This is a genomic window from Micromonospora sp. NPDC047762 (assembly GCF_043204655.1).
Classification (GTDB): domain Bacteria; phylum Actinomycetota; class Actinomycetes; order Mycobacteriales; family Micromonosporaceae; genus Micromonospora.
Genome location: NZ_JBIDCQ010000004.1, coordinates 445742 through 459114, shown reverse-complemented (window position 1 = coordinate 459114; position 13373 = coordinate 445742). Strand labels below are relative to the sequence as shown.

The following is a 13373-nucleotide window of genomic DNA, read 5'->3' as shown; positions in this document are numbered from 1 at the left end:
CACTCGGCAAACGGAACAGTGTCCCGTGTCATTGTTAGCGGAACGAGGTTCCACTTGCCCAGGATGCCAGATCGGGTGGACCAGTCGCCACCGCCGCGGACACCGCGCTCCCGGCCGACCTGCTCGGGCGCTGCCGCTGCCCGATCCAGGGTGTCTGAGTAACCGTCGCACCCCGCCCTTCCGGGCTCTTGTCGCAATTCGGACAAGACGGTAAATCCCCTGGTAGGGCACCCTTGGGGCAGGTGGAGGTAGACGGGTGGCGGGCCACATCCCGATCCTCCGGCCCGGTGGGGACAACATCGTCCGCACCGGTGCCGCCCTCACCCAGCCCGGCCTCGAAGCCGTGGCGGTCACGGCACAGCTGCCGTGTCGATCGCGCGTACGACAGGTCGTGGCTGTCACCGACACCCCTGCGGGCGCCCGCAGCGGTGCCTCCGCCCATCGGGACAAGGACGTCAGCACCATCGGCAGTCAGGCAGCGCCGTCGGCCGATCGTGCCCACCGTCCCCGTGCCCCGCCGGCCTTTCGCACTGTGGACCCCGCCGGGGTCCGGCGTCGCTCGACCGCGCGCCGAGACCCGGCGACCGAGCAAGAAAGGGCCCGACATGGCCGCTCCCACAGCAACCGCAGCCCTGAACGCATCCGTCTTCGCGCCGGGTGACCAGATGCTGCTGACCGTCACCTACTCAGACGCCGACACCAAACCGCTGACCGTCACCATCGTGGTCACCGACGCGCAGGGCAACAGCAGCGCGCCGGTCAAGGTCACGGCGGTCATCGACCCGCTCACCGTCACCGTCACCGACAACTCCGGACGTACCTGGACCCGGGTCTCCGACAACGGCTCCGTGGCCGTGTATCGGTCGGTGGCGTGATGCCCAGGGTCACCGTCCAGGTCCGCGACGCCGCCGGCAACACCGCGACGGCAGCCGCCGACTACAGCCTGAGCCAACCCGTGCTCGGCGGCTACTACCTCTCCGGGGGCGCCGACCCGACCGCCGACATGGCCGGCGGCAACTTCCGGTCGCTCACCCAGTACCGCAGCTTCGCCGACGGCTTCATCTTCCCCGGCTACAACCGGCCCTGGCTGGTCAACCTGGGTAAGGCCGGTGTGCAGATGAACATGGTCCTGGAGTTGAAGAGTTACGGCGCCCCGAACTACGGGCCGCAGAGCTTCACTGTGGACGGCGTCAGCTACACGGTGCCGGCCCCGTCGATGACCATCCAGCAGCGACCCGGCACCACCTGGCCGAGGGCGTACGGGTACAACCAGGTGATCAAGGGGCAGTGCGACGGGTTGTTCGCCCGCGCCCTGTCGCAGTACCGGGCGCTCGGTTTCGGGGTGAACATCCAGCTCGCCTCGGAACTGGACACCGATCACGAGTTCGGCACCACCGAGGACGGGAAGGCGTACACCTGGGCCGAGTCGGACGCTCGCGCGGTGCAGGCGATGAACTACATCCTGACGTGGTTCAAGGCGCGGACCCTGCCCACCGGGACGACCTTCTCGGTGGGGTTGGGCGGCTTCGACAGGGAATGCTTCCAGCGCACCCACCCGGAGTCACTGATGTCCCGCCTCGACTACCTCCAGTGGAACGTGTACGGCACCAACGCCAGCCACACCGCGCTGGCCCGGTTTCGTCGCACCAAGGACTGGGCGGTGGCGGATCTCGGCCCGGTGGCGCTGTCCCGACCCGTGATCATCGCGGAGTGGGGCGTCAGGGTCGCCGAGATTCCGAACCAGGCCGCCTGGATCGCCACCGTCCCGCCGGCGATCGCCCAGCTCAACGCCGAGCGCGGGCCACGGATCGTGCGCACCAACTACTTCAACTCCGGGTGGGGCACCCTGGTGCCGAAGGCGGCCGGGTTGACCGCGCTCCGCGAGGCGTACGCCAAGCGACCGTACGTCTGACCGGGTTCCGGCGGCTCCGGGCTCCGGGGCCGCCGGAACTGCACCGGTCAGCCCTCACCGAGCCGTTCGGCGTACGCGTCGCGCAGCTCGGGCCAGCCGAAGTCCTTGGCCTCCGCGCCGCGGATCGGGCCGACCGGGTCGCCGTCGAGCAACCGGTCGGCCACGTCGAGGCAGAGGTGCCAGCCGGCCGCGACCATCGGCAGCATGCCCCGGTCGGCGACGGTGTGCCGCAGGGTGAGCCGGGTGCCGTTGCCCAGCGGGCTCAGCTCCCAGCGCAGCAGGTCGTCGCCCCAGGTGTACTCCAGCAGGTGCGGCGGCTCGGCCCGGCGTACCGTCGCCGGGTCCTCCTGGGTGGTCTCGCCGTCGACGAGGGTGAGCACGGCGGCGCCGGCGTTGCCGAGATCGCGGTCGGCGAGGAACGGCGCCCACTGCGCGAGCTGCGCCGGGTCGGTCAGTGCCGCCCAGACGGTGGCTGGCGGATGCCGCAGGTCGCGGACGAAGACGAGGGTCGCGCGAGCGTCGTTTCGCTCGGCGCGCACGTCGGCGGGTGGGCTCGGGCGGAACGCGTCGCGGTCCATTCACTGCTCCTGACTGTCGAGGTGTCGTTCCAGGGCGTCCAGGTGTCGGGCCCAGAGCCGCCGGTACGGGTCGAGCCAGCCGTCGACGACCCGCAGCGGGCCGGGGTCGAGGCGGTAGATCCGCTGTCGGGCGGCCGTCCGGCAGGTGACGAAGCCGGCGTCGCGAAGCACCCGCAGGTGTTTGGAGACGGCTGGCTGGCTGACCCCGAGCCCATCGACCAGCTCGCCGACGCTGCGTTCGGCGTCGCGGAGCTGATCGAGGATCCGGCGCCGGGTGGGCTCGGCGAGGACGGTGAAGGCGTCGGTGGACACCTTCCCAATATGCCTCTTTCGTCATATGACCGTCAAGGCATATGGCGGCGGTCGCCGTCCCGACGCGCCACCGCCGATCGGCTTCCTATGCTCGGATCATGGAACTTCGGATCTTCACCGAGCCCCAGCAGGGTGCCAGCTACGACCAGTTGCTCGCCGTCGCCCGGTGCGCCGAGGACGCCGGCTACGGGGCGTTCTTCCGGTCCGACCACTACCTGAAGATGGGTGACGTGAGCGGCGAGCCCGGCCCCACCGACGCGTGGACCACGCTCGCCGGCCTGGCCCGGGAGACCAGCCGCATCCGGCTCGGCACGCTCATGACCGCCGCCACCTTCCGGCTGCCCGGCCCGCTGGCGATCACGGTGGCGCAGGTCGACCAGATGAGCGGCGGCCGGGTGGAGCTGGGCATCGGCACCGGCTGGTACGCCGAGGAGCACAGCGCGTACGGCATCGCGTTCCCGCCGCTGGGCGAGCGGTTCGACCGGCTGGAGGAGCAGCTCGCCGTCATCACCGGGCTCTGGGCCACGCCGCCGGGGGAGCGGTTCGACCACGACGGCCGGTACTACCCGGTCCGGAACTCGCCGGCCCTGCCCAAGCCCGTGCAGCAGCCCCGTCCTCCGATCCTGCTCGGCGGTACGGGCCCGAAGCGCACCCCTCGGCTGGCCGCCCGCTACGCCGACGAGTTCAACCTGCCGTTCGCCTCGGTGCCGGACACCGCGGCGCAGTTCGACCGGGTACGCGCGGCCTGCGTCGAGATCGGCCGGGACCCGGCCGAGATGGTCTGGTCCAACGCCCTGGTGCTCTGCTGCGGGCGCGACGACGCCGAGGTGGCCCGCCGCGCTGCCGCCATCGGTCGCGATCCGGACGAGCTGCGGGCCAACGGTCTGGCCGGCACGCCCGCCGAGGTGCTGGACACCATCGGCCGGTACGCGGAGATCGGCAGCGAGCGGCTCTACCTCCAGGTGCTGGACCTCAGCGACCTGGAGCACCTGGAGCTGGTCGCCGGCGAGGTGATGGCGAAGCTCTGAGTCGGCCGGGTGGCCGTGGGACGACGTCGCCGGTCAGGCCCGGTGGAAGTTTGTCCCGACCGCGCTCGGGTCACCCAGCACGGTGTCCAGCCGTCCGTCGCGGTCACTGTCCAGATAGGTGATGTCCGGGATCCCGTCACCGTCCACGTCGATCTGGACGACGTCGGCGACGCCGTCACCGTCGAGGTCGGTGACCACCTCCACCGAGCCGTCCAGGTGACGCGTCACGATCGACTGTGCGCCAGGAGCGCGCGGCGGCGGGCCGGGTGCCGGCACCGGCGTCGGGGCGGGCGCGGGCGTCGGTGTGGGCCGAGGGCCGGGCGTCGGCGACGGGTGGCTCGAAAACTCGCCGGCCGGCGGCGCGCTGGCCTGCTCGACCTCGGTGCCGGTCGGGTCCAGCTCCTCCTCGGAGGGGAAGACGTCGCCTCGTGCGGCCGGATCACGGTAGCTGCTCATGGGCGTAGGGTTCCCCGACGGCGACGAGAACAACCGTGCCCGATCGACCGGTGTCCCTGGTGCCCGGTCTGGCGGAAGATGTCGGGACCGACGCCACGGTCATGAAACGGGGGTCCGAGCGTGGAACTGCGCCGGAATCGGGGGGCCCGTGCGCTCGCCTCGGTGTGCGTACTCGGTGGAGTGCTTCTGTTGGTCTATCCCAGCGACGGCGCCCTGCTACGGACGATCATCGCGGTGGGGGCGATCGCGCTCGGCGCGGTGGCGCTGGTCAGCGCGATGCGGCCGTTCCGGTTCGGGATCCACTCGGAAGGGCTCAGCATCCGGCGTCCCGGCCTGCGCCGGGAGATTCGGTGGGACGAGGTCGACACGCTGGTCCTCGACGAGCCGCCCCGACGCGACGGCTACGCGAAACCGCCGCGACTGTTGCTGGTTCCTGTGCAGGGTGTGCCCCGTGAGCTGGTGACGGCGCGCCACCCGTCCGACGGTCGCCCGGCCATCGAGTTGCTCGTCCTCGACCAGGTCCGTGAGCAGCCCGAGCAGGTGTCGGAGGCGTTGACCCGCTATGCCGGCGACCGGTTCGTCGACCTGCTCGCGGTGCGCCGCGCCGCCTTCGAGGCACCGGAGCTCATGATCGGTCTGCGTGGCTACCAGATGGACCGGGTCGACCGGTTGATCCGACGCGGCCAGGACGCGCTGATGTCCGGGGACACGTCAGCCCGGCAGGCGGCCCGCGGGGAGATCCAACGCGCCACCAGGGCTGGTCTGCCGATCGCCCAGCGTGGCTACAACACGTCCGAGACGGATACCGTTCTGGGTGCCCTCGTCGCCGCGTTGGCCGACCAGCAGAGCACCGATCGGGAGACCGCCACATGACCGCGCAGGGACCGCACACCGCGTCGACCACTGACGTTCCGCGCCGCAACTGGGCCGGCAACGTGCGGTACGCCGCGAAGGCGTTCCACCGCCCCACCTCCGTCGACGAGCTGCGCCGGCTCGTCGCCGGCAGCAGCCGGATCCGGGCGGTGGGCAGCGGGCACTCCTTCAACCGTCTCGGCGACACCGACGGTGACCTGGTCAGCCTCGCCGGGCTGCCCCCGGTCGTCGAGGTGGACCACGAGCGCGGGCAGGTCACAGTGAGCGGCGCGATGCGCTACGGCGACGTCGCCCGACAGCTGCACACCCAGGGGTACGCGCTGGCGAACCTCGCCTCGCTGCCGCACATCTCGGTGGCTGGCGCGGTGGCCACCGCCACCCACGGCTCCGGTCAGACCCACGGCAACCTGGCCAGCGCGGTCGCCGGCCTGGAACTGGTCACCGCCGACGGCGACCTGCTCCGTGTCGACCGAGACAGCGACACGTTCGCCGGCATGGTGGTCGGGCTCGGCGCGCTCGGCCTGGTCACCCGCGTCACACTGGACGTCGTACCGACCTTCGCGCTGCGCCAGTACGTACGCCTCGACCTGGACCGGACGGCGTTGGACGAGGCGCTCGGCTCGGCGTACAGCGTGAGTGTCTTCACCGACTTCCGTACGCCTCGGCTGCGCGAGGTGTGGCGCAAGCAGGTGGCCGACGAGCCGTCACCCCCGGCGGACTGGCTGGGCACCACGGCGGCCGACCAGCCTCGGCACCCTGTGCTCGGGATGCCGGCGGAGAACTGCACCCCGCAGCTCGGCGAGCCGGGCCCGTGGCACGAGCGGCTGCCGCACTTCAAGCTCGGTTTCACCCCGAGCAGCGGCGACGAGTTGCAGTCCGAGTATCACGTCGCGCGTACGGCGGCGGCGGACGCGCTCGCCGCCCTGGACGACGTGGCGGACCTGATCGCCCCGGTGCTGCTGGTGTCCGAGCTGCGGACGGTGGCGGCCGACGAGCTGTGGCTCAGCCCGAACTACCGGCGGGACAGCTTCGTGCTGCACTTCACCTGGGTCGACGACACCGCGGCGGTGCTGCCCGTGGTGGCCGCCGTGGAGGAGCGGCTGGCGCCCTTCGCGCCCCGCCCGCACTGGGGCAAGGTCTTCGTGACCGACCCGGCCGAGCTGTCCGCCCGCTACCCGCGCTACGACGACTTCGCCGCGCTCCTGGCCGACCTTGACCCGAAGGGCACGTTCCGCACCGAGGCCATGGACCGCTACTTCCCCCGGTGACCCGGCGCGTGTCATAGCGCTGCGGCATGGGGCGGCTGGGATTGGTGGGGTGCGAGACCCCGAGCGGACACTGACGTCTGTCGATGAGTCTCATCGTCCGGTCCCCGTCCCGGGACCGTCGGCTCCACCCCTCGGAGCGAGACATGCAGCCCGTACCCGCCATCATCCCCGAACCAGTCGTCCCTCGCCCCCGCCGCGGTCTGCGCTGGGCGCTCGCCCTGGCCGTGCTCGGCGCCGGACTGGGCGCAGCGACCCCAGCCGCCCACGCCGCCGCCAGCCCCTACGAGCGCGGCCCGGCCCCCACCGTGGCCAGCATTGAGGCCAGCCGGGGCGCGTTCGCCATCGCCCAGAGCACCGTCGCGGCCTCCAGCGTCAGCGGTTTCCGGGGCGGGACGATCTACTACCCGACCAGCACCGCCGAGGGCACCTTCGGCGCGGTGGCCATCTCACCCGGCTACACCGCCACCCAGTCCAGCGTGGCCTGGCTGGGGCCGCGCCTCGCCTCGCAGGGCTTCGTGGTGATCACGATCGACACGTTGTCCCGCTACGACCAGCCGGCCAGCCGGGGCACTCAACTGCTCGCAGCCCTGGACTACCTCACCAACACCAGCGGCGTGCGTACCCGGATCGACCGCAACCGGCTCGCCGTGATGGGGCACTCGATGGGTGGCGGCGGCAGCCTCTCGGCGGCGAACTCACGACCGCAGTTGCAGGCCGCGATCCCGCTGACCGGCTGGCACACCGTCAAGAACTGGTCCGGCGTACGGGTGCCGACGCTGGTCGTCGGCGCGGAGAACGATTCGGTGGCACCGGTCTCGTCGCACTCGGAGCCCTTCTACACCAGCCTGCCGTCCACGCTGGACAAGGCGTACCTGGAACTCAACAACGCCAGCCACTCCGCGCCCACCTCGACGAACGTGACGGTCGCCAAGTACAGCATCTCCTGGCTGAAGCGCTTCGTGGACGACGACACCCGCTACGACCAGTTCCTCTGCCCCGCACCGCAAGCCTCAACAACCATCCAGGAGTACCGCGACACCTGCCCCCACTCCTAACCCCCCTGCCCGTCCCCGCCCCGCCCCGCCCTGCCCCGCCCGCCCCGCCCCGGTCGATCATGAAGTTATTGCCACTCGGCACGGCGTGTCGGCGCAATAACTTCATGATCAACGGGAGGGGGTGGGGGTGCGGAGGGTGCTGCGTTGGACGGCGCGGCTGATGTCGCTGGGGGAGACGATGCCGGTCAGGTGGCCGTCTTCGGTCACCACCAGGGCGCGGCCGTCGGCGCACTCGGAGAGCCGGGGGAGCAGGTCGTTGAGCTGTTCACCGGGCTGGGCCAGCACCAGATCGTCGGCCCGGCAGGCCACCTCGGCCAGCGTGGTCGACGCCCGTCGCTCCGGCGGCACGCCCCGCACCCGGTCGACGGTGACCAGCCCGGTCGGCCGGCCGTCCTCGGTCAGCGGCAGCGCCGAATGCCGGTACGCGAACAGGTAGTGGTCGACGAAGTCCGCGACAGTCATCTGCGCCGAGGCCGTCTGCGGCTGCGGGGTCATCACGTCGCCCACCCGGATCCCGCGCAGCGCGGTGCCGGTGCGGGCCTGCCGCTCCTCCATGCCGGCCGCCCCGATCAGGAACCAGCCGATCAGCGCCAACCAGAGCCCACCGAAACCGACACCGGACAGGAACTGCCACAACCCCAGGCCGATCAGCAGCACACCCAGCACCCAGCCGGCCCGAGCGGCGACCACCGACGCCCGGGTCCGGTCACCGGTGGCCTTCCAGACCGCGGCGCGCAGCAACCGGCCACCGTCCAGGGGCGCGGCCGGCAGCACGTTGAAGACGGCCAGCAGCACGTTGATCCCCGCCAGCCAGGCCACCGCCCCGAACAGCAGACCGCCCTGCCCGGCCAGCGCGAGCAACGCCGCGATGGCACCGAAGAACGCCCCGATCAGCAGGCTGATCAGCGGGCCGACGCCTGCGATGCGCAACTCCGCGCCCGGGTCACGCGGCTCGCCCCGCAACTCGGCCACGCCGCCGAACAGCCACAGCGTGATGCCGTCGACCTCCAGCCCGTTGCGTTTGGCCACCACCGCGTGCGACACCTCGTGGGCGAGCAGGCCGACGAAGAAGACCACCGCCGCGGCCAGGCCGGCGAGGGTGTACGCCACGGGCGAGCGGTCCGGGTACGAACGGGGGAACTGGTTCGCGGCCAAACCCCACGCGATCAGCGCGAAGATGACCAGCACGCTCCAGTTGACACCGACCGGCACTCCTGCGACCCGGCCAAGCCGGAAACTGGCCCTCATCGCACAGAGGTACCCCGCCAGGACGCCGACATGCCGCACCGCCAGAGTGGTCTTGCGTGATCAGGTGATGAGAAACAGCTGTCAGAGGCGTTCCTGAGCTGTTTCTCATCACCTGATCATGGCAACCGGGCAGGGCGACCAACCGGGTCAGCGGCGGGGGGTTTCGCTGGCGATTGTCGCCTCGCGGGGCAGGGCCGCCGCGCGCAACGCCCAGTCCAGCGCGTAGTCGGCGATCGGCTCCCAGCCGGGTTGACCGACGGTGAAGTGTGACCGGCCCGCGAACTGCTCGTACGCGGTGAGGGCCCGGGACTTCTGGTAGAGCCCGGCGTTGGCGCGGACCACCGACGCCGGCACCACATGGTCGGCCTCGCCGGCCATCAGCAGCAGCGGTGCCCGGTCGTTGCGCCCGACGTCGACCCGGGCGGGTGAGCGCGGGTCGACGTTGGCGAAGGCGCCCTCGAAGAAGACCCGGCCGGCGCCCGGGACGGCGTAGCGCTGCCAGGCCCGGTCGGAGTCCTCGCGGCTCATCGTGTTGCCGAAGGTGTAGGCGAAGTCGTCCTGGGTGAACGGGACGGCCTTGCTGCGGTTGGCGGGGCTGCGCAGGATCGGGAAGCCCGAGCGGAGCTGACTCAGCGGCACCTTGAGCACTCCCTTGATCGCCGCGGGATGCACCCCCACCACTGCCGCGCCGAGGCCTCGGTCGGCGAGGACCTGGGCGAACAGGCCACCGAACGAGTGCCCCATGATGATCGGCGGTCGGGGCAGCGCCCGGATGATCTTGTCGTAGTGCGCGACGATGGTGGCCATGCTCTGCTCGGCGATGGGGCCGGGATCGTCGCGCAACTGCTCCACGGACCGGTCCATGCCGGGCCAGGCCGGGGCGATGACGTGCATGCCGCGTTCGGTGTAGCGCTGGGCCCACCCCTCCCAGCTGCGCGGCGTCATCCAGAGCCCGTGGATCAGCACGATCGTGTCGACCTGACCCTGCGGCGTGGCACCCATCGCGTCCTCCCGGTGTCGCGGCTTCGGCCCGGCGGTTACCCGCTGCCGGGCGGGGAAACCCTCCGGGGGAACGGGCCCCTGACAAATGTCACGGTCGGAGCGTGACGACCGCTCCGGGCATCGGGGTACGCGCCGCCGGAGCATGATTGGCATGACCAGTACGCATCCGGCTGTCGAGTTGGACGGCCTCACCAAGAGCTTCGGCGCGGTCACCGCTGTTGACGGGTTGAGCCTTCGGGTGCAGCCCGGCGAGGTGGTGGCGTTCCTCGGCCCGAACGGCGCGGGCAAGACCACCACCATCGACATGCTGCTCGGGCTGTCCCGCCCGGACACTGGCACCGTCCGCGTCCTCGGTGGCACCCCTGACGAGGCGGTGGCCCGAGGTCGCGTCGCCGCCGTACTCCAGACCGGTGGGCTGCTCAAGGACCTCACCGTGGGCGAGACGGTGCGGATGACCGCGCACTTCTACCGGCACACCCGCCCGGCGGCGGAGGTGCTGGAGCGGGCTGGTATCACCGACATCGCCGATCGGGTGGTCGGGCGCTGCTCGGGCGGTCAGCAGCAGCGGTTGCGCTTTGCGCTGGCCCTGCTGCCCGACCCGGACCTGATGGTGCTCGACGAGCCGACCACCGGCATGGACGTCGAGGGTCGGCGCGACTTCTGGCAGGCCCTGCGCCGTGACGCCCGGCGCGGACGGACCGTCATCTTCGCCACCCACTACCTCGACGAGGCGGACGCGTACGCCGACCGGATCGTGCTGGTCCGGCAGGGGCGCATCGTCGCCGACGGCACCACCGCGGAGATCAAGAACCTGGCCGCCGGCCGTACCGTGCGGGCCACCCTGCCCGGTGCCGACCAGGCCGCGCTCGCCGCGCTGCCCGGCGTGGACGCCGTCGAGGTGCGCGGCGACAGCGTGCTGGTACGGACCGGCGACTCGGATGCCGTCGCCCGGCACCTGCTGACCCGGACCGCCGCCCGGGACGTCGAGATCACCTCCCGCAACCTCGAGGACGCCTTCCTCGCCCTGACCACAGCGCAGACCGGAGCCTGAGATGACCACCTCCACCCCCACCCGCGCCGCTGTCACCGAGCCGGACCGTCGGCTGCCCGCGCTGGGCGGGTTCGCTCCCGGCGCCCTGGGCATCGAGCTGCGCCGGGTGCTGCGCAACCGCCGCACCCTCGCCTTCACGCTGATCATGCCCGGCGTCTTCTTCCTCATCTTCGGCCTGCCGCAGGGCGGGCAGTCACTGGACAACGGTCGGCCGGTGACGGCGTACGTCATGATCAGCCTGGCCGTCTACGCGGCGATGGTGGCCACCACCAGTGTCGGTGGCGCGGTGGCCACCGAACGGGCCCTGGGCTGGAGCCGGCAACTGCGGCTCACCCCGCTGCGCCCGGCGGCGTACGTGGCGACCAAGCTCATCACCGCGATGAGCCTCGGTCTGCTCGCGGTGGTCGTCGAGTTCCTGGTGGGTGCCGTGGCCGGCGTTCGCGTCCCGGCGTACGTCTGGCTGCTGTCCGGGCTCGCCGCCTGGGTCGGCTCGCTGGTCTTCGCCGCGTTCGGTCTCTTCATCGGCTACCTGGCGCCGGCCGAGAACGTCATGCAGATCATCGGCCCCGTGCTGGCGGTGCTGGCCATGTTCGGCGGGCTGTTCGTCCCGGTCGAGGTGCTGCCGGACGTGCTCCAGCAGGTCGCGAAGTTCACCCCGGTGTACGGCATGGGCGTGCTGGCCCGTGCCCCGCTGACCGGCGACGGGGTGAGCATGGCGGCGGTGGCGAACCTCGTCGTCTGGGCGCTGCTGTTCGGCGTCGGCGCGGCCCGGCTGTTCCGCCGGGACACCGCGCGGGTCTGAGCGACCGGGCCGCTAGCGTGAACCCGATGGACCTCCCGACCGGGCAGCCCTGGCCGGTGAGCCGCCACTGGCGGGTCACCGGCTGGCTGCTGGCCGCCGTCTGGCTGTTCTTCCTCAACGTGCCGCTCGCCACCGCCCTGCACCAGCCGGAGCTGTGGCGGCGGCTCCTCGGTGTGGTGGCCCTTGTCGTCTTCGGCATCGGTTACGTGTTGCTGTTCCAGTGGGCGCGCAAACTGCGCCAGTCACTGTCGCCCATCCCGGCCGGCCGGGCTCGGGCCGGGCTGGCGCTGCTGCTCGCGGTGGGCCTGGCCAGTCTCCCGGGCACCGAAGGGGACTGGCTGGCCACCCTGGTCTACGTGGCCGCGGCGGCGGTCTTCCTGCTGCCGCTGCGGGAGGCGTTGGCCGTCGTCGTGCTCTGCGCGGTGACCCCGGTGCTGGCGTCCTGGCTGGTGCCGGGGTGGTCGGCGGAGAGCGGCATCGTCTTCGCGGTGCTGCTCGCCTCGTTCGCCATGTTCGGGGTGTCCCGGTTGGCCCAGCGCAACAGCGAACTCCGGGCCGCCCAGCAGGAGATCGGTCGGCTCGCGGTCGCCGAGGAGCGGTCCCGTGCCGCCCGCGACCTGCACGACATCCTCGGGCACTCGCTGACCGTGGTGGCGATCAAGGCCGAGTTGGCCGGCCGTCTGATCGAGGTCGACCGCGAGCGGGCCGCCACCGAGATCGCCGAGGTGGAGGCGCTGGCCCGGGCCGCGCTGGCCGACGTACGACAGACGGTCGGGGCGTACCGCGAGGTGAGCCTCGCCGCGGAGCTTGCCGGCGCCCGCTCCGCGCTGGCCTCGGCGGGCATCGCGGCGGACGTGTCGGCCGAGGTGCCCGAGCTGCCGCAGGAGTGGGACCGGTTGTTCGGCTGGGCGGTACGGGAAGGGGTGACCAACGTGGTCCGGCACAGCGGGGCGCGGTGCTGCGTCATTCGGGTGCACCCGGATCGGGTCGAGATCAGTGACGACGGTGGCGGGCCGTCCACTCCCGACCCGAGCGGGCACGGGCTGGTGGGCCTGCGGGAGCGGGCGCGGCGGCTGGACGCTGTGGTGACCGTCGGCCGGCGGTCGACGGGCGACGGTTTTCTGCTGCGGGTGCACGCGCCGGGGGAGGCCCGGTGAGCGGCGGCTCCACGCCGATCCGGCTGTTGCTCGCCGACGACCAGGCGCTGGTCCGGGGTGCACTGGCGGCCCTGCTCTCGTTGGAGGAGGACCTGACAGTGGTCGCCGAGGTCGGCCGGGGCGACGAGGTGGTGCCCGAGGCCCGACGCAGCGCTCCGGACGTGGCTCTGCTGGACGTGGAGATGCCCGGCCTGGACGGGATCGCCGCCACCGCGGCATTGCGGGCCGCGCTGCCGACCTGCCGGGTGCTGGTGGTGACCACCTTCGGTCGACCCGGCTACCTGCGGCGGGCCATGGAGGCCGGCGCGAGCGGTTTCGTGGTCAAGGACACGCCGGCCCGGCAGCTCGCCGACGCGGTCCGTCGGGTGCACGCCGGGCTGCGGGTGGTCGACCCGACGCTGGCCGCGGAGACGCTGGCCGCCGGGCTCAGCCCGCTGACCGAGCGGGAGACCGAGGTGCTGCGGACGGCCCGGGGCGGTGGCAGCGTCGCCGACCTGGCCAGGGCGTTGCACCTGTCCGAGGGGACGGTACGCAACCACCTGTCGGCGGCGATCGGCAAGACCGGTGCCCGCAACCGGGCCGACGCGATCCGGGTCGCCGAGCAGAACGGCTGGCTGCTCGGCGACTGACC

At 72.0% G+C, this 13373-nt stretch carries 15 protein-coding genes; 10 read left to right on the top strand and 5 right to left on the bottom strand.

Annotation, left to right across the window (positions count from 1 at the left end; translation table 11 throughout):
• The first annotated feature begins 605 nt into the window (after positions 1–605).
• Together ACGF3C_RS16120 and ACGF3C_RS16115 are read left to right on the top strand one after the other, a co-directional pair.
• Positions 606–875 carry a hypothetical protein gene (locus ACGF3C_RS16120; protein WP_124859437.1) on the top strand — a complete coding sequence of 90 codons (270 nt, stop codon included), beginning with the start codon at positions 606–608 and terminating at the stop codon, positions 873–875.
• Entirely contained in the window at positions 875–1912 is a 1038-nt protein-coding gene (locus ACGF3C_RS16115) for a hypothetical protein (RefSeq protein ID WP_357223907.1), read from the top strand. The genes ACGF3C_RS16120 and ACGF3C_RS16115 overlap by 1 nt, the downstream gene beginning before the upstream one ends.
• Before the next feature lie 47 nt (positions 1913–1959).
• Here the strand turns inward: ACGF3C_RS16115 and ACGF3C_RS16110 are convergent, their stop codons facing one another.
• On the bottom strand, positions 1960–2490 hold the full coding sequence (locus ACGF3C_RS16110; protein WP_357223904.1) for an SRPBCC family protein: 531 nt from the start codon (positions 2488–2490) through the stop codon (positions 1960–1962).
• Positions 2491–2802 carry a metalloregulator ArsR/SmtB family transcription factor gene (locus ACGF3C_RS16105; protein ID WP_355009751.1) on the bottom strand — a complete coding sequence of 104 codons (312 nt, stop codon included), beginning with the start codon at positions 2800–2802 and terminating at the stop codon, positions 2491–2493. It lies immediately after the preceding gene.
• Positions 2803–2900: 98 nt separating this feature from the next.
• Here ACGF3C_RS16105 and ACGF3C_RS16100 point away from each other — a divergent pair, with 98 nt between their 5' ends.
• Positions 2901–3830, top strand: a complete 930-nt coding sequence (locus ACGF3C_RS16100) for an LLM class F420-dependent oxidoreductase (RefSeq protein WP_393222526.1) — start codon at positions 2901–2903, stop codon at positions 3828–3830.
• Between the two features lie 33 nt (positions 3831–3863).
• Here ACGF3C_RS16100 and ACGF3C_RS16095 read toward each other — a convergent pair whose 3' ends face one another.
• Positions 3864–4286: a hypothetical protein gene (locus ACGF3C_RS16095; RefSeq protein ID WP_393222524.1), complete on the bottom strand. Its 423-nt coding sequence runs from the start codon at positions 4284–4286 to the stop codon at positions 3864–3866.
• A gap of 189 nt (positions 4287–4475) precedes the next feature.
• On the opposite strand from ACGF3C_RS16095, the gene ACGF3C_RS16090 reads away from it, so the two are divergent.
• From ACGF3C_RS16090 to ACGF3C_RS16080, 3 genes are all read left to right on the top strand, one after another.
• Positions 4476–5159 carry a hypothetical protein gene (locus ACGF3C_RS16090; protein ID WP_357223895.1) on the top strand — a complete coding sequence of 228 codons (684 nt, stop codon included), beginning with the start codon at positions 4476–4478 and terminating at the stop codon, positions 5157–5159.
• Complete coding sequence (locus ACGF3C_RS16085) at positions 5156–6427, top strand: FAD-binding protein (protein WP_393222520.1); 1272 nt, start codon at positions 5156–5158, stop codon at positions 6425–6427. The genes ACGF3C_RS16090 and ACGF3C_RS16085 overlap by 4 nt, the downstream gene beginning before the upstream one ends.
• Positions 6428–6570: 143 nt before the next feature.
• Positions 6571–7482 carry an alpha/beta hydrolase gene (locus tag ACGF3C_RS16080; RefSeq protein ID WP_393222517.1) on the top strand — a complete coding sequence of 304 codons (912 nt, stop codon included), beginning with the start codon at positions 6571–6573 and terminating at the stop codon, positions 7480–7482.
• Between the two features lie 108 nt (positions 7483–7590).
• Here the strand turns inward: ACGF3C_RS16080 and ACGF3C_RS16075 are convergent, their stop codons facing one another.
• Both ACGF3C_RS16075 and ACGF3C_RS16070 read right to left on the bottom strand, forming a co-directional pair.
• Positions 7591–8730: a site-2 protease family protein gene (locus tag ACGF3C_RS16075; protein WP_393222515.1), complete on the bottom strand. Its 1140-nt coding sequence runs from the start codon at positions 8728–8730 to the stop codon at positions 7591–7593.
• Between the two features lie 147 nt (positions 8731–8877).
• Positions 8878–9732 carry an alpha/beta hydrolase gene (locus tag ACGF3C_RS16070; protein WP_393222512.1) on the bottom strand — a complete coding sequence of 285 codons (855 nt, stop codon included), beginning with the start codon at positions 9730–9732 and terminating at the stop codon, positions 8878–8880.
• Between the two features lie 178 nt (positions 9733–9910).
• On the opposite strand from ACGF3C_RS16070, the gene ACGF3C_RS16065 reads away from it, so the two are divergent.
• From ACGF3C_RS16065 to ACGF3C_RS16050, 4 genes are read left to right on the top strand one after another with little or no spacing between them, the layout of a single operon-like run.
• Complete coding sequence (locus tag ACGF3C_RS16065) at positions 9911–10783, top strand: ABC transporter ATP-binding protein (RefSeq protein ID WP_393222871.1); 873 nt, start codon at positions 9911–9913, stop codon at positions 10781–10783.
• Between the two features lies 1 nt (position 10784).
• Positions 10785–11585 (top strand): ABC transporter permease, encoded by an 801-nt coding sequence (locus ACGF3C_RS16060; protein ID WP_393222509.1) that lies wholly within the window; start codon positions 10785–10787, stop codon positions 11583–11585.
• Positions 11586–11611: 26 nt separating this feature from the next.
• A complete protein-coding gene (locus tag ACGF3C_RS16055; RefSeq protein WP_357223874.1) occupies positions 11612–12742 on the top strand; it encodes a histidine kinase in 1131 nt (376 codons plus the stop codon).
• A complete protein-coding gene (locus ACGF3C_RS16050; RefSeq protein WP_357223871.1) occupies positions 12739–13371 on the top strand; it encodes a response regulator transcription factor in 633 nt (210 codons plus the stop codon). Before ACGF3C_RS16055 ends, ACGF3C_RS16050 begins: the two co-directional genes overlap by 4 nt.
• Positions 13372–13373 lie beyond the last annotated feature (2 nt).

Excerpts from the sequence above, each read along its gene's own strand:
- ACGF3C_RS16120 (WP_124859437.1), top strand. The coding sequence starts at position 606 with ATGGCCGCTCCCACAGCAACCGCAGCCCTGAACGCATCCGTCTTCGCG.
- ACGF3C_RS16115 (WP_357223907.1), top strand. The coding sequence starts at position 875 with ATGCCCAGGGTCACCGTCCAGGTCCGCGACGCCGCCGGCAACACCGCG.
- ACGF3C_RS16110 (WP_357223904.1), bottom strand. The coding sequence starts at position 2,490 with ATGGACCGCGACGCGTTCCGCCCGAGCCCACCCGCCGACGTGCGCGCC.
- ACGF3C_RS16100 (WP_393222526.1), top strand. The coding sequence starts at position 2,901 with ATGGAACTTCGGATCTTCACCGAGCCCCAGCAGGGTGCCAGCTACGAC.
- ACGF3C_RS16095 (WP_393222524.1), bottom strand. The coding sequence starts at position 4,286 with ATGAGCAGCTACCGTGATCCGGCCGCACGAGGCGACGTCTTCCCCTCC.
- ACGF3C_RS16085 (WP_393222520.1), top strand. The coding sequence starts at position 5,156 with ATGACCGCGCAGGGACCGCACACCGCGTCGACCACTGACGTTCCGCGC.
- ACGF3C_RS16080 (WP_393222517.1), top strand. The coding sequence starts at position 6,571 with ATGCAGCCCGTACCCGCCATCATCCCCGAACCAGTCGTCCCTCGCCCC.
- ACGF3C_RS16075 (WP_393222515.1), bottom strand. The coding sequence starts at position 8,730 with ATGAGGGCCAGTTTCCGGCTTGGCCGGGTCGCAGGAGTGCCGGTCGGT.
- ACGF3C_RS16070 (WP_393222512.1), bottom strand. The coding sequence starts at position 9,732 with ATGGGTGCCACGCCGCAGGGTCAGGTCGACACGATCGTGCTGATCCAC.
- ACGF3C_RS16060 (WP_393222509.1), top strand. The coding sequence starts at position 10,785 with ATGACCACCTCCACCCCCACCCGCGCCGCTGTCACCGAGCCGGACCGT.
- ACGF3C_RS16055 (WP_357223874.1), top strand. The coding sequence starts at position 11,612 with ATGGACCTCCCGACCGGGCAGCCCTGGCCGGTGAGCCGCCACTGGCGG.